Origin of the sequence: Streptomyces sp. NPDC001843 (genome assembly GCF_042891955.1) — a bacterium.
Classification (GTDB): domain Bacteria; phylum Actinomycetota; class Actinomycetes; order Streptomycetales; family Streptomycetaceae; genus Streptomyces.
The window spans coordinates 560,775-578,500 of the sequence record NZ_JBIATQ010000002.1 but is presented as its reverse complement, the minus strand read 5'-3'; the positions used below and the strand labels follow the sequence as shown (position 1 = coordinate 578,500).

Sequence of the window (17,726 nt, the reverse complement as noted above, 5' to 3'; positions counted from 1 at the left end):
ACCAAGTGATCACTCATCCCAAGATTCAGCTGACCATCGACTGCGCTGATCCCGAGCGACTCGCGGCCTTCTGGGCCGCCGCGCTGAGGTACCAAGTCGAGCCACCGCCTGCACCGTTCGCCACCTGGCGGGCGTACTGGCTGGACCAGGGGGTGTCGGAGGAGGAGCTGGGCTCGGGCGACTGCAGCGACTCCGTCGTCGATCCGAACGGCGTCGGCCCGCGGATCTGGTTCCAGCAGGTACCCGAGCCGAAGGCCGTCAAGAACCGGCTCCACCTGGATCTGGGCGTGGGCGGAGGGCGCGGTGTCCCGTTCGCCACTCGCAAGGAGCGAGTGCTTGCCGAGGTGGAGCGACTCGAGACCGCGGGCGCGTCCCAGTTGCGCGTTCAGGACTCTGAGGACTCGAATTCGTTCAGTGTTCTGATGCAGGACCCAGAGGGCAACGAGTTCTGCGTTCACTGATCAGGTTGGCCCCCGCGTGGCCCGCCGTCCCGGGACCGGCGGGCCGACGCCCGGAAGGCGCCGTCGCGAGGTACCCGGAATCTACGCTTCTGCAAACCAAAACGGAAGCCCAAATTCCTCTTGACCCTTCGACCTGCGCAGAAGCACCCTGAACCCCACGCGCCACAAGGGAGCACAGCATGGGTCGGGCAACCACGACACACCGCATCGTCGAGTACTGGACGGACAAGGGCACCCACGTGATCTTTCCCGTCGAACGGAACGAAGAAGTGGACCGCATGAGCGACGAGCAGCTGATCTCCAGATTCGGGGATCCCGAGGACGGGGTGGTCACGCGCGTCGTCCGGTGAATCACTCGAGGTCGCGCTGATACCAGGTGCCTTGCTTGCCGCCGAGGTCTGCCGGGCCGGCCGGACCCACCGGCTTGAACCCGGCCTTGGTCAGCACCCTCCGGGACGCGGCGTTCTCGAGTGCGGTGGCCGCACGCAGTGTACGCAGCCCGTGCAGCTCCGCCGCCATCCTGCACAGCTCCCGCACGGTCGCGGTCGCCACGCCGCGGCCGGTGACGTGCTGCGCGACCCGGTAGCCGAGGTGGGCGGTGCCGTCCTCGGGGTCGTACAGGTTGAACCGGCCCAGTACCGGGCCGTCATCGGCGACGAGCACGTAGAAGGCGCAGATACCCGCCTCCTGCTCGGCCAGCAAGGCGCTGAACCGGTCGGTGAACCGGTCGAAGTAGTCGTCGCCGCGGTCGGGGACCGAGGCAGCGAAGTAGGCGCGGTTCGCCAGCTCGAAGGCCAGCACCTCCGGGGCATGACCGGCATCGAGTCGCTTCAGCTCAGGCACCGCGCGACTGTACCCAGGCGGGGCCTCCGGGTCACCCGGGTTTTCCGCTGACCGACCGAGCCCGACAGGGCCCGGGTGCGGCTCGGTCGGTCTGCGGCGGGTAGGTTCCCGTAGGAGACGACGCAGCGCGAGCGATCGGGGGGCTCATGACGAACCAGCCGCCGTACGGCCACCACCAGCAGCCACAGGGTTTCGGCCCCCCGCCACCGCAGTATGCCCAGCCACCGATGCCGCCCCAAGCCGCCCCCTCGGGCCCGGAGTTCATGGCCGTCGACCGCCACAACTCGATCGTGGTCGACGTGGAGGGCGTGGCCTTCGAGGACCACGACGTCACCGCCGAGTTCCCCTGGCAGGAGATCCGCAGCGTCCACTACAGGGCGAGCCCCTCGGGCAAGGCCCTGATGATGGCCGTCGTCCACCTCGACGGCAGGGTCTACGAGTGCGTCGTGCAGGCGAAGCCGCGCGAACTGCTGGGGCAGTGGTTCGCGCAACTGGCGGCGGTGCTGGGGTACTACCGTCCGGCGGGGTACTGAGAGCGGCGTCGCGCAGGGCCGGGGCGCGAGTGGGTCACAACCCGCCGTCCCAGTTCACTGCCGTGACGGTGCCTGTTCGCCAGTCACGGCGTAGGATCGCGTACCCGACCGAGTCGTGGCGGCCTCCGGCTCCGGGCCATGCGTCGCGATAGTGGGCCTCCTTGGCAATTCGGTGAACAGGTACTGCGTGAGCCAGGCAACGGTGTGCGAGCCCACGCCTCGGCCTCGGTGACGCGATGCGATCCTGAGGTCGAACAACGGCGTGTCGTCACCCAGGTCCATCAGCCTGAGCAAGCCGGCGGCATCACCGTCGACGGTGATCCAGAAGGTGCGCGTCTCCTCACTCTCGAACACACCGTCCGACACCCACTCGCGGACCTTGTGCCCGTTGACGTGACTCGATGTGTGAAACGGCCATACGTCCCGCACCAGGAAGTGCTCCAGCGCGTCGATCTCAGAGGCGACGAACGATCGGTAACTGATCTCCACGACCGCACTCCAGGAGCAGGCGGCACAGCTCAGAAGTGAATAACCGAGCACTTCGCCCCCGCTCCGGACAGGGACCGCCTCCCGTGCTTCGTCACCCACCCGAATGGACCAACCACACAGCGTGAGCCCCTTGTCCCCGCGGGCCCGTCCCCCATTCGGAGTTGCGTCCGCTCGGAGGACATGAGTCGGTGGATGTCGTGTCCCACCGGATCCCACCATCAGGAGGAGACATGGGCACCGAGCAGAAGGGCCGTTCGGCCGAGAAACTGGGCGTCGTCTTCACGGTCCGTGTGACCGAGGGCGGCGAGCAGGGGTTCCTGGACATGTACGAGGAACTCCGGAAATCCGTCTCCAGCACCCCCGGCCACATCGTCGAGAGGCTGGGCGAACCCGTGGACGACTCTCGTCTGTGGGTGATCACCAGCGAGTGGAAGACGGCCGAGCACTTCTTCGCCTGGCAGCAGAGCGAGGAGCACCGCGCGCTGGTGGCTCCGCTGCGCCAGTGGGTCGACTCGACGCAGTCGCTGCGGTACCGGGTCGTCAAGGAGACTCGCGGGGTGTCGTCATGACCCGGGCAACGGACGGGCCCGTCGCCGTGCTCGGTCTCGGCACGATGGGCAGCGGTCTGGCCGCCCGACTCCTCGACCAGGGCATCGCGGTCCGGGTCTGGAACCGCACCGCGGAGCGGACCGAGCCGCTCGCCGAGGCGGGCGCCTTCGTGGCGGCCCACCCCGCCGACGCCGTCGCGGGGACGACCGCCGCCATCTGCGCCGTCGCCGACGGCGAAGCCCTGGGCGCGGTGCTGCGGGGGCCGGACGGCGTGCTCGCCGACGGCCCCTACCCCGGGGTCCTGATCTGCGCCAGCACCGTCGCCCCCGAAGAGGTCGTCCAAGTGGCCGGGGACTGCCCGTCGGTCCTGGACGTCGGCATGCTCGGCAACCGGGACCACGCCCGCGACGGCGAACTCCGGCTGTTCGTCGGAGGCGAGGAGCAGGCGTTCGACGCCGGCCGTGCGCTGCTGCGCATCCTCGGCAAGGAAGTGGTCCATCTGGGCGCACTCGGCTCCGGCATGCGGGTGAAACTGCTCCTCAACCTGCTGATGGGCATAGAGGTGCAGGCCCTGGCGGAGGCCAGTGAGCTGGCGGCCGCCTGCGGACTCGACCGCCAGCTGGTCCTGAAGACGATCGCGGGCAGCGGCTTCGCCTCGCCGGTCATGGCGTTCAAGTCGCGGCGCCTGGCCTCCGGCCGGTTCGACGAGCCGGACTTCCGGCTGCGCCTGATGGCCAAAGACCTCATGCTCGCTTCCAAGCAGGCAGCGGCGGTCGGCCTGCACCTGCCGCTGGCGACCGCGGCGGCGGAGACCCACGTCCGCGCCACCGAGCTGGGACTGGGCGACGAGGACTGTGCCGCGGTCACCCGCGCACTCACACCGAAACCGGGAAGCCACACGTGATCATCGACATCCACGGGCACCTGTCCCCACCCGAAGCGGCCGAACGCTTCCCCATGCCCCCGAGCCTGACCGACGTCGACGGCATGCTCGCCGCTCGCGCCGAGGCCGGAATCGACCTGACCATCATCGGCAGCCCCGTAGGGGCCGGCGCGATGGCGCGGGTCCCGGGCGTCGACAACTACGCGCAACCACGCGACCGGCTGCGCGGCTTCCACGCCTGGATGTCGGGCCTCATCGCCAGGTTCCCGGACCAGTTGCGCGGATACGTGTACGCCAACCCGTTCGGCGACGACGACCACCTCGAAGGGGTGCGCGAGACCTTGACGGACCCCGCTTTCGTCGGGTTGATCACCACGTCCAGCGTCCGTGGCGAACTGCTCGGCTCCCCACGCGCCGACTCGTTCTTCGCGCTGGCCGCGGAGGCGGGCGTGCCGGTCCTGGTGCACGCCCCCGCCGAACCGGCCGGCACGGAGCGGGTCGACGAGTTCGGCTTCGTGGAGCAGATCGGCCGGTTCGGCGACGTCACCATGGGCCTGGCCATGATCGCCTTCGCGGGATGGCTGGACAAGTACCCCGGTCTGCGGCTGATCGGTGCGACCGGCGGTGGCGCGATGGCGCTGCTGCCGGAGCGCCTGCAGACGGCGGCGCGTCCCCGGCACTGGGCCGGGGGCGCGCCGCCCGCCGGCCGGGACGGGGCGGCATCCGCCCCGCCCGCGGACATGGTGCCGGCGTCCGACCCGGCCGCGGCGCTCCGGCGCATGTACGTCGACACAAGCCCGTTCAGCGCAGCGCACCTGAGCCTCAACGCGGAGGTGCTGGGGCCCGAACGGATGCTGTTCGGCACCGACTCCCCGCCGATGGCGGCGCCGCTCGGGGAGTTCATCCGCATGATCGAGAAACTGCCGGTCGACAAGGCCGCCCAGCAGCTCGTCCTCGGCGGCAACGCCGAGGCCCTCTTCGACCTCAGGAGACGTCCGTGACCACCACGCACGAGGCCGTCACCGCGGCCGAGCGGTGCACCCCGGAGTTCCGGCGGGACCCGCACTCGGTCTACGCCCGGCTGCGGGAGGCGGCGCCGGTCTGCCCCATGCGACCACCGCACGGCAACGAGACGTACCTGATCACACGGTACGAGGACGCGCGGGCCGCCCTGTCGGACCCACGGCTGAGCAAGGACATGTACGGGGCCATGGACGCGTACCGGAAGATCTTCGGTGACTCGTCCGTCGCGCTCGACGACAACATGCTGAACTCCGACCCGCCCAAGCACACCCGGCTGCGGAGGCTGGTCAACTCGGCGTTCACCCCACGGCGCGTCCAGGCCCTGCGCCCGCGGATCGAGGAGATCGTCGAGAACCTGCTCGACGAGTGCCCGACCCGGGAGCCCTTCGACCTGCTGCCCGCGTTCGCGTTCCCGCTGCCGATCACCGTGATCTGCGATCTGCTCGGCGTGCCGCCCGAGGAGCGGTCGCTGCTGCAGCGGCTGTCCACCACGGTGGCGCAGACCGGTTTCGGTGCGGAGGCCAAGCGGGCTCAGCAGAAGGCGGAGGAGGACCTGCACGCGTACTTCTCGCAGCTCGTCGCGGCCAAGCGCGACCGTCCGGGCGACGACCTGCTGAGCGCGCTCACCGCGGTCCGGGACAACGACGGGGGGCTCACCGAGAACGAACTGGTCTCCACCGCGTTCCTGCTGATGTTCGCAGGGCACAAGACGACCGCGTACCTCATCGGCAACGCCGTCCATCACCTGCTGTCCCATCCGGCGCAACTGCGCGCCGTGCGGGAGGACCCGGAGCTGCTCCGTCCGGCGGTCGAGGAGCTCGTGCGCTACGACGGCTCCGTGGAGAGCGCGACGTTCCGCTACGCCACCGAGGACGTGGAGTACGGCGGGACGCGGATCCCGAAGGGTGCCCTGGTACAGATCGCGCTCAGCTCGGCCAACCGCGATCCGCGGAAGTTCGACGCGCCGGACCAGCTCGATGTGATGCGGCCCGACAACGCGCAGGACGCCCATCTGGGGTTCGGGCACGGCAGCCACTACTGTCTGGGGGCGCCGCTGGCCCGGCTGGAGACACAGCTGGCCCTCACCGGCCTGTTCGGCCGGTTCCCGAGGATGGCTCCGGCCGATCCCGCCGGTGAGCCGCGGTGGCTGGAGGTGCCCTTCCCGGCCTTCCGCGGCCTCGCGGAGTTGCCGGTCGTGCTCGACCCCGCCGGGTGACCGACGCGTCGCCGGAGCAGGCCCGGGCCACAGACCCGGGCCTGCTCTCATTCGTCGCTTCGGGGCTTGTCGCCCGGCAGTAGCGTCTGGCGTGCCCACAGGCTCAGCAGTACCGTCCCGCCCACCAGCAGCGGCACCGGGTCCCGGGACGTCGGGGCCAACGTGTATCCCAGCGCGGTGACCGTGCACACCACCAGGGGGATGAAAGCCGCGGCGCCCTCCATTCCCAGTCGCAAGGTCGGCCGGCCGGCCACCAGGACGCTCGCCCCGCCAGGTACCCACGGGCCGGCCGCGACCACCAGCAGTCCGGCGGCGACGCAGAAGTCGACCAGCCGGTCGGACATCGGAGCGGGGCCGTGCGGGCCGGCCGCCCACAGCCGCAGGGTGTCGCCGAGCAGGGTGAGCGAGAGCCCGACGCCCCCTATCCAGAGGGTGGCCCGCTGGTCACCCCGTACGAGACGGCGCAGGGCGAACAGAAAGCTCAGGAACACGACTTCCGCGCCCCACAGAACCCCCACCAATCCCGTCCCCACCCGCCAGCCGTCACCGGCCTTCCACAGCAGTACCCATCCCGTCATGAACACGGACCCGGCTGTGACGACCCCGTCGAAGAGACGCCGCAGAAGGACGTGCCGGCCCGCACCCGCATCGGCCGCGACGACCAGACCGGCCATCCCCAGCCCGATCGCCAGCGTCACTCCCATGACCACCATCGAACCGAGCGCGTCGCGTCCCCACACCCGAGGGTGAGCCGAGAGGACGTTGACCGCTCCCCGGTACACACCCCCGGATGCCGCGGAACCCGCCAGCAGCAGCAGGCGTCTGCGGACCAGTCCGCCCACGCCTCGCGCGCGGAGCATCAGGGAGACCGTCAGCACCCAGCAGGCGACGGACGGTCCGGAGGCCACCATCCGTGCCGCCGCGCTCCCGGTCGCCCACCGTCCACCGACGGTCAGCGCCGTTCCCATGAGACATGCCGCCCCGATCACTCCCCAGGCTTTCGCCGTGGTCCAACGGCAGCGGTCCGCGCGGACTGCGAGTTCGTCCGGCGACTTCCCCAATCCCAACATCCGGTGCGCCTTTCAACCGGCCCCCCGTCCGGATCTTCTCGCCAGACCGTAGAAGATCCGCCACCGGCGCCGAGCCAAAAGGCCCGCTGATTCACTCGTACTGCGTAAGGCCCGGTTCGGCCTCCCCCACCCGGTCGCTCGGGAGGCTCGATAATCGGGACGTGGCACCGCTGCCGGCCGTCTGCACCGGGTACTTCATGGTCATCCTGGACGTCACGATCATCAACGTGGCCGTGCCGGCGGTGGGCCGGGACCTGTCGGCCTCGCTGACCGGCATCCAGTGGATCACCGACGGGTACACCCTGGTCTTCGCCGGGTTCCTGATGACCGGGGGCGCGCTGGGCGACCGGCTGGGAAACCGGCGCGTCTTCTGTTCGGGCGTGGTCGTGTTCACGGTGTCCTCGGCGGCGTGCGCGTTCGCGCCGAGTGCACCTTTCCTCGTCGCGGCCCGGCTGGTGGAGGGGCTCGGCGCGGCACTGATCGTCCCCGGCTCCCTCGCCCTGCTCCAGGAGGCCTATCCGGTGCCGGCGGCACGCTCGCGGGCCTTCGGGCTGTGGGGGTCGATGGCGGGCATCGCGGCCTCCGCCGGACCGCTGCTGGGCGGGCTGCTGGTGTCCACGGTGGGCTGGCGGTGGGTCTTCCTCATCAATCTGCCCGTCGGTGTGGGGTGCCTCCTGCTGACCTCGCGGTACGTCGCACCGTCGCCGCGGCATGCCGATCGGGCCCTGGACCGGCCCGCGCAGTGCGCCGTGGTGGCGGCGGTGGCATCGCTGACCGCGGCGCTGAACGAGGCGGGACGGCGCGGCTGGTCCGACCCCGCCGTCCTCTCCGGGCTGGGCCTGACGGTGCTGGCCGTCGCGGCGTTCGTGGTGCGCGAGCGGCTCGCCCGGTTCCCCGCCCTTCCGCTGCGTCTGCTGCGTACACGCGCGATGGGCGGCGGGGCCCTCATCGGCCTGCTGTTCAACTTCGGTTTCTACGGCATGGTGTTCACCGCCAGCCTGTACTTCCAGCGCGGGCGGGGCTTCAGCGCCCTGAAGACCGGACTGGCGTTGTTCCCGGCGGTGGCGGTGACCATGTTCGCCTCTGTCCTGTCCGGCCGGCTGACCCGCCGCACCGGTGATCGTCCGCTGGTGATCTCGGGCATGCTGTTGGGCGCCGTCGGGCTGGCCGGCTGGGCCGCGGCGGGGTCCGATCCCGCCTACGCGCTGCTGGTGGCCCCGATGATGGCCACCGGCTTCGGTACGTCCTTCGCGCTCACCGGCTCGACGGCCACCGTGATGGGGGCCGCTCCCCCGGAGTACGCGGGAGCGGCCTCCGCACTGTTCAACACCACCCGCCAGATCGGCAGTGCCACCGGTGTGGCACTCGGGGGCAGCCTGCTGGCCGTGAGCACCGACTACGGGTCCGGACAGCGCACCAGCATGGCCATCGGGTCCCTCGCCTATCTGACCGCCGCGGCCCTGGCGTGGCTGTGCGTGCCGGCCAGGGCGGACGCGGGCGGTCGCTGACCCGGCGGGCCGCTCGGCCGACCGCCGGGACTCATGGTCAAGAGTTGTACATGAACGCTTGTGGGGTTCTGCGGGCCGGCGGATTATTGGCCGAATCCCGCCCGCGCACCAAGAGCACGCAGGAGTTTCCGGTGGCCGCTGGTCAAATAATCTCCGAGCCGGCCGACACGCCGGCAGCTGCCCAGGTGGAGCGGAAGAAGCTGCGCAAGCACTTCGGCCGCTTCGACATCCTCTTCTTCCTCCTCTGCACCATCGTCGGGGTGGACACCATCGGCACCGTCGCCTCGTCCGGGGCCGAGGCCTTCACCTGGCTCATCGTGCTGGCCGTCGTCTTCTTCGTGCCCTCCGCGTTGCTGACCGCCGAGCTCGGGGCCGCGTTCCCCGACGAGGGCGGTCCCTACATCTGGACCAGCCGGGCCTTCGGACGGCTCGCCGGTGCCGTCAACAACTTCCTGTACTGGATCACGAACCCGGTGTGGCTCGGCGGCACGCTGTCCGTTTCCGCCGTCACCGCCTTCACCGTTTTCTTCAACGACGGGAAGGACCTGAGCACTCCGGCCTTCTACGCCTTCACCCTGGTGTTCGTCTGGCTGGGCGTGCTCGCCGCGATCCTCTCCTTCGACGTCGGCAAGTGGATTCCCACCGTGGGCGCCTGGAGCCGCTTCGTCCTGCTCGGCCTGTTCACCGTGACCGTCGTGGTGTACGGCATCCAGCACGGCCTGCACGGCTTCGGGCCCGGCGACTTTTCCCCGACGTACGCGGGATTCGTCGGTCTGGTTCCCGTCCTGATGTTCAACTACGTCGGATTCGAGCTGCCGAACACCGCGGGCGACGAGATGACCGACGCCCAGCGGGACGTGCCCTTCGCCATCTTCCGCAGCGCCGGTCTCGCCGTCGCGCTGTACGCGCTGCCGATCCTCGGCATCCTGCTCGTCCTGCCGGTCAAGGCCATTTCCGGCCTGGGCGGATTCGTCGACGCGATCCGTCAGGTGTTCACCGTGTACGGCGGCCACGTCGCCGCCGACGGCACCGCCACGCTCAGCGGCGCGGGCAGCGTGCTCGGGGATGTCGCCGCGATCATGTTCATCCTCACGGTGCTGTCGTCCGGGGTCACTTGGGTCATGGGTTCCGACCGCGCCCTCGCCGTCTCCGGCTACGACGGGGCCGCGCCCCGCTTCCTCGGCGTCATCTCCAGCAGGTTCGGCACTCCGGTGCGGGTCAACATCCTCAGCGGGGTGGTCTCCACCATCGTCCTGGTCCTGGCCCACGAACTGACCGGCGGCAGCGCGGCCAAGCTCTTCGGGGCGGTCCTCGGCCTGGCCGTCTCCACCACCCTCGTCAGCTACCTGGGCATCTTCCCGGCGCTCGCGGTACTGCGCCGCAAGGCCCCGGACGTCTCCCGCCCCTACAAGGCGCCCTTCCCCCGCACCATCAGCGTGGTGCTCACCCTGTTGATCCTGTTCGCCAGTGTGCAGCTGGTCGCCCCCGGACTCGGTGACCACTGGTTCGGTTCCGACTACGCGCCGGACGGCTGGAGTTACGGCGAGCGCTGGAAGTACCTGCTGACGGAGGCCGTTCCGCTGGTGGGGTTCATGCTTCTCGGCGTGCTCTTCTGGGCGCTCGGCAAGCCGACCCGTACTTCGTCCGGCGTCAAGTCCCGGCCGGTTGGGCGCGGCGTGAGCGTGCGCGGATCGAATATGCCTTAATATCCAGAACGCCCGGACGGTGCCGCCGAACCGTGAACTGACAGGCGCCTGGCAACCAAGAATCGCGGCTCGCCGGGGCGGAACTTCTGAAGACCGGCCAGTTGTGTGTGGCCGTATCGAAATCGGGTGGTGCCGACTGCGCCACTGCTCAGTGGCGGTGGCAACCGCCCGTGGCGCTTCTGGTTGGAGCCGCTGTCCGGCGGCCTCGGTCGCCGGGCCTCTACCTTCAGGGAGGCCTCCATGTCGAAGTCTTCATCAGCTGCCTGCGTCGAGCCCGACGTCCCCGGCCCTCGGCGGCTGGGCGGGTCCGAGGCGGTGGTGATCGTGATCATCATCTGTCTGAGCTCCGTTCTGGCAACGGTCGCCGGGATGAGCGTTCCCGACGTGCTGCGGCTGCTGGCCGGAGCCGGCGGGGTCGCCGCCCTCGTGGTCGGCCTGGTCACCGGAGCACCGCTGCGGAGCGTGCGCCGGATGCTTGGTGTACTGCTCACTCCGCCTGTCTGAGGCGCTCGTTCGGGACGCGCAGGAGCGCGCCCCGGGCAGTCAGCGGCGGGCCGTGGCGCGCTTGGGCGGTGCTATGCGCACGCGCTTCTCCTCGGGGGCGTTCTCGATGTCGTCGAGTTGCGCGAGGATGGTGCTGCGCAGGTCGTCGTAGTCCTCGAAGCGGTAGTCGGTGAACAGCGTGTAGCCCGTCCACATCAGGTTGGCGCACACCCGCGCCGGGACCCGGCCGGTCCGGGCGCCCATACCGACCAGCGCCACCGATCCGATGCTGCCCGGCTCCGCCTCGTTCTGCCAGTGGATCGCCTGGAACGCGGCGGCGCAGGCCAGGGCCACGTTCACGGTCTCACTCACGTTCTGTGAGGACGTTTCCATCGTCGGCGTCGAGATCAGGAACCTGGGGTTCACCGCCCCGGACGGAACGCACACGGCGCTGCCCACCGGCAGGTTTCCCGCGAACCGGTCGCGGATCGCGCGCTGTACGCGCAGTTGGATGCCCGCTCCGAGGTACCGCTTGACGGCCGCGTCGACCCCGCCGTCCATCCGGCCCCGGGAGTTGGTCGGGCTGACCCACGCGTCGACGGTCTCGTCGAGTATCGAGCCCTTGCGGATCTCGATCCCGGGAGTGTCGGCGAACGCCGCCCGCCACGCCTCGACCACCTTCGTGTTGACGTCGGTCAACACCACCTTGAGCGGCGGCTGCACGCGGTTCACGGTCATCGTCCACACTCCCATCGGAAACGGTCCTTCCAGCGATCACGACGCTACAGGGCCCCACTGACAACGCAGTTGGGGAAGCTGCGTTGTCGTACCCCGCTGCTAGCCTCCCGGCCATGATCGACGACGACGCCCCCGCACAGCCCGACCCGAACGATCCGCTGGCCCTCGCCGAACTGTTCAAGGGCGGCGGTGAACCATGGCTTCCGCTGCTGAAGCCGGTCATCGAGGCCCAGCCGAACGCGGCCTCGTTCATCGGCCCGGGCCGCGGCCCGGACGTCGTTCCCGTCCGCGAACTGACCTTCCAGGCGCTCAAGCCCAATCCGCCGCACAAGTGGAAGGTCGTCGTCTTCGGCCAGAACCCCTACCCGCGGCCGGAGAGCGCCACCGGCATCGCCATGTTCGACAACACCTTCCACGACTGGAAGGACAGTCAGTTCGGCAGGGTGGTCAGCATCCGCTGCATCATCAAGGCGGCGGCGATGTGGAAGTACGGCATCCCCAGGAAAACGCCGATAGCCGACGTCCGCGCGTTGTTGAAGAAGCAGGACACCGTCCAGCCGCCGGAGTGGTTCCAGGCGATGCTGACGCAGGGCGTGCTGCTGCTGAACGCGGCTCTCACGGCCAGCAGTGACGGTCCGAGGGGAGCCGACCCGCACACCGCTTTCTGGCGTCCGGTCGCGGAGCGGATCGTCGAGGAGATCCTCAAGGCCAAGCAGGACGCCGACGACGAGGACCGTGGCGTCGTCTTCGCATGGTGGGGCGCTCACGCCCGCAGCCTGAAGAAGGTCGTCCTCCAGCTGCAGAAGAAGTACCCCGAGGTCGAGGTCAGGCACATCGACCACTGCAATCCCGCGGCGCAGGGCGACATCTTCTGCGACGGCGACCACTTCGCCATGGTGAACGACGCTTTGGCGTCGGTGGGCGCGGAGGCGGTGGACTGGCTGCCGAGCAGTGGGTGGGACAAGCGCGCGGCGGGGGCCGACGGGAGGGACGGCAGCGTCGCCGAACGCATGGGCGCGTTCATCACGTCCACCATGGAACTGCACCAGCTCTACCTGGAACGGCTTTCCAGCGTCAAGGACGAGGGACTTGTCCTCGATGCGATCACCGGCGTGTTCGACACTCCGCTCATGGACTTCCGCGACGCCGTCGGCCCCGTCGCCAAGCTGCTGTCCGGTCTCGACCGGCAGGTTCAGCGGTCTCACGAGTTCGGCAAGCGACGGGTGGACGAGGGTGCCGCGAGGCTGTCCGCGGACGCGGTCGCCGCGCTCTACCTCTACACCTGCGAATCCGCGTTCTACCGGGAGATCAACGCCGTCCTGCGCGACCCGGACCGGTCGAGGATCGTCCCGTACCTCCCGTATCTGCGGCTGCTGTTCTCCGCGGTGTCGGGGCTCGCGGTCCGTACGGAGCCGTTGTGGCGTGGAGTGCCGCTGGACCTGCGGGCGCAGTACCCGGTCGGGCGGACCGTGACCTGGTGGGGTGTGTCCTCGTGCACGTCCGAGCTCGGCGTGGCACGGGCGTTCCTCGGCGGTCGGGGCAAGCGGACGCTCTTCGAGGTGGAACCCGTACGGGCCGTCGGCATCCGCGAGTTCTCCGCGTTCACGGGCGAGGAGGAGTTCATTCTCCTGCCGGGCACACAGCTGAAGGTGACGGACGTGAAGGCCGAGCGCGGTGGCCTGTGCACGGTGAAACTGACCGAACTGACCGAGCAGAGCCTCGTGTCCTGACCGGCCGAGCCTCTGATACTCCTCAAGTCGCTTGGCAACCGCGGAACATGACGATCACGATGATCCGCATGACAGGAATCGTGGGACTGAACAAGGAACACAACTTCGTACTGCTCGTCCGGGACTCGGACGTGGTCGCGGCGGCCCTGCGCCAGGCGCTGGCCGAGGCCTCGCCGGAGGACCGCCCGGGCCTAAAGCGTGCCGCCGCACTCGTCGAGTCCACCGCCGCCGCCACCGAAGGCCGGCTGCGTGCCCGCTGGGTCCGCTCCCGGCTGGCCGCCGCCGGCTTCACGGGCGACATCGCCTCGGTCGCGGCGATCCGTGCGCTGCGCAAGGCGGAGCGCACGCTGAGCCTGCGTGCGGCGCTGCAGCTGCAGAAAGATGCGGTGGCCCATCCGGAGTGAAGCGCGCCGCCGTCAGCCCAGCAGGTGTCGTTCCATCCAGTCCGCGGCGGTCCGGCGGAACAGGCGGCGGTTGTCCGCCCGGCGGAAGTCGTGGCCCTCCTCGCGCAGCATCAGCAGTTCCGCGTCCAGTCCGTGTTCCCTGGCCGCCCGTACGAACTGCTCCGACTCCCCCGGTGGCACGTTGGTGTCGTGCTCGCCGTGCACGGCCAGGACCGGGACACGCAGGGCGTCGATGCGGCTCATCGGCGACAGGGCCCGCAGCAGGTCCCGATCGCGTTCCGGGTGCCCGTACTTGTGGGCGGCCGACTCGGCGATCCACGGTTCGGTGCCCGCGAAGAAGGTGTTCAGGTCGGACATCCCGCAGACCGCGACACCGGTGCGGAACAGCTCCGGATGCCACACCAGGGAGGCCATCACCAGGTAACCGCCGTACGAGCGGCCCATCACCGCGAGGCGCCGGGGATCGGCCAGGCCCTCCACGACCACGTGGGCCGCGCACGCGGCGACGTCCTCGATCGCGGCGAAGCGGCCTTCGCCCAGGTCGGCGTCGACGAAGGAGCGACCGTAGCCGGAGGAGCCGCGGATGTCGGGGGCGAAGACGTCCAGTCCCCGGCCGAGCAGCTCGTGGTACAGCGGGTCGAGGACCGGGCGCTCCTGTTCCTCCGGTCCGCCGTGCAGATGCAGCACGCAGGGCGCGGGCTCGCCCGGGTGCCTGCCCGGTGCCCTGTAGTACCAGCCACCGAGGGTGAGGCCGTCCCCGGCGACGGGGCGGACAGGGACCGGCCGAACGGGCGGGCGGGTGCCGGGGACCGCGTCCTCGTCGCGCGAGGACCAGGCGGTCCGCAGCGCGACTCCCTGGGGCAGCCACCACACGCCGGGACGCCGCCGGGATCCCGACAGTGCCACGACGGGGCCGTCGGGGTCGGCGGTGGGTGCCAGGCGGGTGACCACCTCGTGGGGCAGTGTCACGGCGCGGGACGGCCCGGCCGCCGGGGCCGGGGTCAGGGCCGTGACCTCTAGTTCGCTGACGCCGCGCACGTTCCAGGAGAGCAGGGCGCTGCGTCCGTCGCGGTCGAGGGCCAGCAGTTCCAGGTCACAGTCGTCGCGGGCGGCGGCCACGGTGTGCCCCAGCAGCTCTCCCCGCGCATCGAGCCGGAGGGCGAGCAGGGCGGCGTACTCACGGTCGGTGTCACTGCGCAGCCACACGGTGCGGCCGTCCGGGGCGAAGCCGCCGATCCAGGGGTCGCCGTCGGCGACCCGGACCGTGCAGGTGACCGCACGATCACGGGTGCGCACCACCAGCGCCTCCCGGCGGCCTCGCGGCCCCCTGCGCAGCAGGGCGAACCCGCCGTCCCGGCTCAGGTCGCACACACGCAGCGTGGGGGCTCCGCGTTCGCTCGCCAGCAGCGTCGGCGCGTTCCCGCCCTCGGGGTCGACCAGGTACGCCGCGAGCGTCCTCGGTTCCCGCAGCGCCGCCGTCGTGGTGAGCGGGGTTTCGCCCAGCAGGACCGCACGGCCGTCGCGGCCCCTCCGGTCGCCCGGGCGGGACTGTTCGGACGGCGCGGACGCCACGGGTTCGGTGACGGTCACCGCGAGGGCCGAGCCGTCGTGCCGCCAGCAGCCGAGGTACGCGGATGTGCCCGGTTCCCCGCCGGCGAGCAGTCGCCGCCCGGTGCCGTCGGGGCGTACGCACAGTACCCGGTCGAGCTCCCCGCCTCCTGGGGCGGTGGTGTAGGCGATCCAGCGGCCGTCCGGGGACCAGGACACCTCGATCACCGGGTCGAGGTCGGCGTCCAGCAGGTGCACCTCCCCGCCGTCGACGGGGCCCGTCCACAACTGCGGGACGCCGGTCCGGTCGCAGATGAAGGCGATGTACCGGCCGAGGGGGTCCACCGAGGGGTACCAGCAGCCGTGGGCCGTCAGGGGCTGCGGTACGTCGTGCGGTGCGGAGGCCTCCGAGAGGAGCACCGGCTCCGGCGCGGGGTGCACCGCCGTCGCCCGGGCGGCACCGCGCGGTTCCTGGCCCGGCCCCGCCCGGCCGGGCAGCGGCGCGGGGGCTTGCCCGTCCCCGGTCGTGTCCCCCGCCTCGAGGACCGTGGCGCCGGGCAGGGCCGCCGGACTGCTGTCGCCTGAGCCCGTCCCGGTCAGCGGATCCCGTGCGTCTGCAGCCATATCTCCAGCAGCGCTACCTGCCACAGTGTGTTCGCTCCTCGCCTGGTGCGATGCTCGTTGGGTGCCGCCAGCAGGTCGGCGACGTACTCCTGGCGGAAGACACCACGGGTTCTGGCCTCGGGTGCGGTGAGGGCGTCGCGGACCCGCTGCAGCACCGGGCCGGCCATGTGCTTGATCGCGGGGACCGGGAAGTAGCCCTTGGGCCGGTCGACGACCTCGCGCGGCAGGACCTTGCGCCCGGCGGCCTTCAGGACGCCCTTGCCGCCGTCCGCGAGCTTCAGCTCGGGCGGGCAGCAGGCGGCCAGCTCGACCAGTTCGTGGTCGAGGAACGGCACTCTCGCCTCCAGACCCCAGTCCATCGTCATGTTGTCGACCCGTTTGACGGGGTCGTCGACCATCATCACGTGGGTGTCCAGCCGCAGTTCGGCGTCCAGCGCCGTCTCGGCGCCCTCGGCCGCCATGTGCTCGCGTACGAACTCGGCGGAGGCGTCGTGGTCGCACAGGAGACCGGGCCGGAGGATGTGTGACAGGTCGGCGTGCGACCGGTCGAAGTAGGTGTCGATGTACGCCTCGGCGGCGCGCTGCCGCGGTACACGCGCCATGGCCGGGTACCAGTGGTAGCCCGCGAACACCTCGTCGGCACCCTGGCCGCTCTGAACGACCTTGACCTCCTTGGCGACCTGCTCGGACAGCAGGTGGAAGGCCACCGTGTCGTGGCTCATCATGGGCTCGCTCATGGCCGCCACCGCCTCGTCCAGGGCGCCGGAGACCCGGTCCGACGGGACCATGAGCTGGTGGTGCCGGGTGTCGAAGTGGCGTGCCACGAGGTCGGAGTAGTGGAACTCGTCCCCCTCCTCACCGCCCTCGGACTCGAACCCGACGCTGAAGGTCGCCAGGTCGTCCTGCCCCTCGTCGGCCAGCAGGGCAACGATGAGGCTGGAGTCCAGGCCGCCCGAGAGCAGCACGCCCACCGGCACGTCGGCGACCATCCGGCGGCGGACCGCGGTGCGCAGCGCGTCGAGCACCGCGTCCGTCCAGTCCTCGGCGCTCATCCGGGCGTGTTCGGGGCGACGGATGTACGCGGGCTGCCAGTAACGGTGGTCCCGGTGGGTGCCGTCCGCCTCGACGACCCGCACGGTGGCCGGCGGGAGCTTGCGCACCCCGCTCAGAACGGTGCGGGGTGCCGCCACGGTCGCGTGCCAGCTGAGGTATTGGTGCAGGGCGACCGGGTCGAGCGAGGTGTCGACGTCGCCACCGGCCAGGAGTGCGGGGAGCGAGGAGGCGAACCGGAGCCGGTCCCGGGTCGGAGCCAGGTAAAGGGGTTTGATGCCGAGCCGGTCGCGGGCCAGTACCGTCCGCCCGGTGTCCTGCTCGACGATCACGAACGCGAACATGCCGTAGAAACGCTCGACGCAGGCGGTTCCCCACTGCTGGTACGCCTTGAGCACCACCTCGGTGTCGGAGTCCGAGAAGAAGTGGTGACCGAGCGTGCGCAGTTCCTCGCGCAGCTCGCGGTAGTTGTAGACACAGCCGTTGAATACACCCGCGATCCTGGCCCGGGGGTCGGCCATGGGCTGGGCGCCGCTCTCGGACAGGTCGATGATCTTCAGTCGGCGGTGGCCGAGGGCCACCGGTCCCTGGGACCACAGTCCGCGGCCGTCGGGGCCGCGGGGCGCCAGCCGGTCGGTCATGCGTTCCACCGCCGCCATGTCCGGCCGTCGGCCCGAGAACCGGATCTCGCCGCTGAGCCCGCACATCAGGGGGCCTCCCTTCGCTGCCCCCCGGGCCGTCCTGGTCGCGCGACGCAGCTGCGGGGCCGGTGCGGGGGCCGGGGCGTGTCGGCCCCGGCGGGGCATGGATGGTGGGGGGCCGAGGGATGGTGTGTGCTGAGCATGGCGGTTCGATTCTCCTTGGTGAC

Annotated in this window: 18 protein-coding genes; 12 read left to right on the top strand and 6 right to left on the bottom strand. The window is 70.6% G+C overall.

Annotation, left to right across the window (positions count from 1 at the left end; genetic code table 11):
* Positions 1-8: 8 nt before the first annotated feature.
* Together ACFYZQ_RS07930 and ACFYZQ_RS07925 are read left to right on the top strand one after the other, a co-directional pair.
* Entirely contained in the window at positions 9-461 is a 453-nt protein-coding gene (locus tag ACFYZQ_RS07930; protein ID WP_389143247.1) for a VOC family protein, read from the top strand.
* A gap of 179 nt (positions 462-640) precedes the next feature.
* Positions 641-811 carry a hypothetical protein gene (locus tag ACFYZQ_RS07925; RefSeq protein WP_389142926.1) on the top strand — a complete coding sequence of 57 codons (171 nt, stop codon included), beginning with the start codon at positions 641-643 and terminating at the stop codon, positions 809-811.
* A gap of 1 nt (position 812) precedes the next feature.
* Here the strand turns inward: ACFYZQ_RS07925 and ACFYZQ_RS07920 are convergent, their stop codons facing one another.
* Positions 813-1,304 carry a GNAT family N-acetyltransferase gene (locus ACFYZQ_RS07920; protein ID WP_389142924.1) on the bottom strand — a complete coding sequence of 164 codons (492 nt, stop codon included), beginning with the start codon at positions 1,302-1,304 and terminating at the stop codon, positions 813-815.
* Between the two features lie 146 nt (positions 1,305-1,450).
* Between ACFYZQ_RS07920 and ACFYZQ_RS07915 the strand changes: the two genes are divergently transcribed.
* Complete coding sequence (locus ACFYZQ_RS07915; RefSeq protein ID WP_389142921.1) at positions 1,451-1,837, top strand: hypothetical protein; 387 nt, start codon at positions 1,451-1,453, stop codon at positions 1,835-1,837.
* A gap of 54 nt (positions 1,838-1,891) precedes the next feature.
* Here ACFYZQ_RS07915 and ACFYZQ_RS07910 read toward each other — a convergent pair whose 3' ends face one another.
* On the bottom strand, positions 1,892-2,326 hold the full coding sequence (locus ACFYZQ_RS07910; protein ID WP_389142918.1) for a GNAT family N-acetyltransferase: 435 nt from the start codon (positions 2,324-2,326) through the stop codon (positions 1,892-1,894).
* Between the two features lie 230 nt (positions 2,327-2,556).
* Between ACFYZQ_RS07910 and ACFYZQ_RS07905 the strand changes: the two genes are divergently transcribed.
* From ACFYZQ_RS07905 to ACFYZQ_RS07890, 4 genes are read left to right on the top strand one after another with little or no spacing between them, the layout of a single operon-like run.
* Positions 2,557-2,895, top strand: a complete 339-nt coding sequence (locus tag ACFYZQ_RS07905) for an antibiotic biosynthesis monooxygenase family protein (protein ID WP_389142915.1) — start codon at positions 2,557-2,559, stop codon at positions 2,893-2,895.
* The gene (locus tag ACFYZQ_RS07900) at positions 2,892-3,779 is read left to right on the top strand and encodes an NAD(P)-dependent oxidoreductase (protein ID WP_389142912.1); all 888 of its coding nucleotides are present in this window, start codon (positions 2,892-2,894) and stop codon (positions 3,777-3,779) included. The genes ACFYZQ_RS07905 and ACFYZQ_RS07900 overlap by 4 nt, the downstream gene beginning before the upstream one ends.
* Positions 3,776-4,759 (top strand): amidohydrolase family protein, encoded by a 984-nt coding sequence (locus ACFYZQ_RS07895; protein WP_389142910.1) that lies wholly within the window; start codon positions 3,776-3,778, stop codon positions 4,757-4,759. The genes ACFYZQ_RS07900 and ACFYZQ_RS07895 overlap by 4 nt, the downstream gene beginning before the upstream one ends.
* Positions 4,756-5,997, top strand: coding sequence for a cytochrome P450 (locus tag ACFYZQ_RS07890; RefSeq protein WP_389142907.1), 1,242 nt, complete (start codon positions 4,756-4,758; stop codon positions 5,995-5,997). Before ACFYZQ_RS07895 ends, ACFYZQ_RS07890 begins: the two co-directional genes overlap by 4 nt.
* Before the next feature lie 47 nt (positions 5,998-6,044).
* On the opposite strand, the gene ACFYZQ_RS07885 is transcribed toward ACFYZQ_RS07890, so the two are convergent.
* Positions 6,045-6,965 (bottom strand): hypothetical protein, encoded by a 921-nt coding sequence (locus ACFYZQ_RS07885; protein WP_389142904.1) that lies wholly within the window; start codon positions 6,963-6,965, stop codon positions 6,045-6,047.
* A gap of 263 nt (positions 6,966-7,228) precedes the next feature.
* Here ACFYZQ_RS07885 and ACFYZQ_RS07880 point away from each other — a divergent pair, with 263 nt between their 5' ends.
* From ACFYZQ_RS07880 to ACFYZQ_RS07870, 3 genes are all read left to right on the top strand, one after another.
* Entirely contained in the window at positions 7,229-8,575 is a 1,347-nt protein-coding gene (locus tag ACFYZQ_RS07880) for an MFS transporter (RefSeq protein WP_389142901.1), read from the top strand.
* 131 nt (positions 8,576-8,706) lie between these two features.
* Positions 8,707-10,281: an APC family permease gene (locus ACFYZQ_RS07875; protein ID WP_389142898.1), complete on the top strand. Its 1,575-nt coding sequence runs from the start codon at positions 8,707-8,709 to the stop codon at positions 10,279-10,281.
* Between the two features lie 240 nt (positions 10,282-10,521).
* Positions 10,522-10,785, top strand: coding sequence for a hypothetical protein (locus ACFYZQ_RS07870; RefSeq protein WP_389142895.1), 264 nt, complete (start codon positions 10,522-10,524; stop codon positions 10,783-10,785).
* 39 nt (positions 10,786-10,824) lie between these two features.
* Here the strand turns inward: ACFYZQ_RS07870 and ACFYZQ_RS07865 are convergent, their stop codons facing one another.
* Positions 10,825-11,502: a macro domain-containing protein gene (locus ACFYZQ_RS07865; protein ID WP_389142892.1), complete on the bottom strand. Its 678-nt coding sequence runs from the start codon at positions 11,500-11,502 to the stop codon at positions 10,825-10,827.
* 113 nt (positions 11,503-11,615) lie between these two features.
* Here ACFYZQ_RS07865 and ACFYZQ_RS07860 point away from each other — a divergent pair, with 113 nt between their 5' ends.
* Positions 11,616-13,232, top strand: coding sequence for an ADP-ribosyltransferase domain-containing protein (locus ACFYZQ_RS07860; RefSeq protein WP_389142890.1), 1,617 nt, complete (start codon positions 11,616-11,618; stop codon positions 13,230-13,232).
* Positions 13,233-13,300: 68 nt separating this feature from the next.
* Entirely contained in the window at positions 13,301-13,636 is a 336-nt protein-coding gene (locus ACFYZQ_RS07855) for a hypothetical protein (protein ID WP_389142887.1), read from the top strand.
* Positions 13,637-13,648: 12 nt separating this feature from the next.
* Here the strand turns inward: ACFYZQ_RS07855 and ACFYZQ_RS07850 are convergent, their stop codons facing one another.
* Both ACFYZQ_RS07850 and ACFYZQ_RS07845 read right to left on the bottom strand, forming a co-directional pair.
* On the bottom strand, positions 13,649-15,808 hold the full coding sequence (locus tag ACFYZQ_RS07850; RefSeq protein ID WP_389142884.1) for a S9 family peptidase: 2,160 nt from the start codon (positions 15,806-15,808) through the stop codon (positions 13,649-13,651).
* Positions 15,781-17,565 (bottom strand): N-acetylglutaminylglutamine amidotransferase, encoded by a 1,785-nt coding sequence (locus tag ACFYZQ_RS07845; RefSeq protein WP_389142881.1) that lies wholly within the window; start codon positions 17,563-17,565, stop codon positions 15,781-15,783. The genes ACFYZQ_RS07850 and ACFYZQ_RS07845 overlap by 28 nt, the downstream gene beginning before the upstream one ends.
* Between the last annotated feature and the right edge of the window lie 161 nt (positions 17,566-17,726).

Excerpts from the sequence above, each read along its gene's own strand:
- ACFYZQ_RS07925 (WP_389142926.1), top strand. The coding sequence starts at position 641 with ATGGGTCGGGCAACCACGACACACCGCATCGTCGAGTACTGGACGGAC.
- ACFYZQ_RS07915 (WP_389142921.1), top strand. The coding sequence starts at position 1,451 with ATGACGAACCAGCCGCCGTACGGCCACCACCAGCAGCCACAGGGTTTC.
- ACFYZQ_RS07855 (WP_389142887.1), top strand. The coding sequence starts at position 13,301 with ATGACAGGAATCGTGGGACTGAACAAGGAACACAACTTCGTACTGCTC.
- ACFYZQ_RS07885 (WP_389142904.1), bottom strand. The coding sequence starts at position 6,965 with ATGGGAACGGCGCTGACCGTCGGTGGACGGTGGGCGACCGGGAGCGCG.
- ACFYZQ_RS07860 (WP_389142890.1), top strand. The coding sequence starts at position 11,616 with ATGATCGACGACGACGCCCCCGCACAGCCCGACCCGAACGATCCGCTG.
- ACFYZQ_RS07905 (WP_389142915.1), top strand. The coding sequence starts at position 2,557 with ATGGGCACCGAGCAGAAGGGCCGTTCGGCCGAGAAACTGGGCGTCGTC.
- ACFYZQ_RS07900 (WP_389142912.1), top strand. The coding sequence starts at position 2,892 with ATGACCCGGGCAACGGACGGGCCCGTCGCCGTGCTCGGTCTCGGCACG.
- ACFYZQ_RS07850 (WP_389142884.1), bottom strand. The coding sequence starts at position 15,808 with ATGGCTGCAGACGCACGGGATCCGCTGACCGGGACGGGCTCAGGCGAC.
- ACFYZQ_RS07870 (WP_389142895.1), top strand. The coding sequence starts at position 10,522 with ATGTCGAAGTCTTCATCAGCTGCCTGCGTCGAGCCCGACGTCCCCGGC.
- ACFYZQ_RS07845 (WP_389142881.1), bottom strand. The coding sequence starts at position 17,565 with ATGTGCGGGCTCAGCGGCGAGATCCGGTTCTCGGGCCGACGGCCGGAC.
- ACFYZQ_RS07865 (WP_389142892.1), bottom strand. The coding sequence starts at position 11,502 with ATGACCGTGAACCGCGTGCAGCCGCCGCTCAAGGTGGTGTTGACCGAC.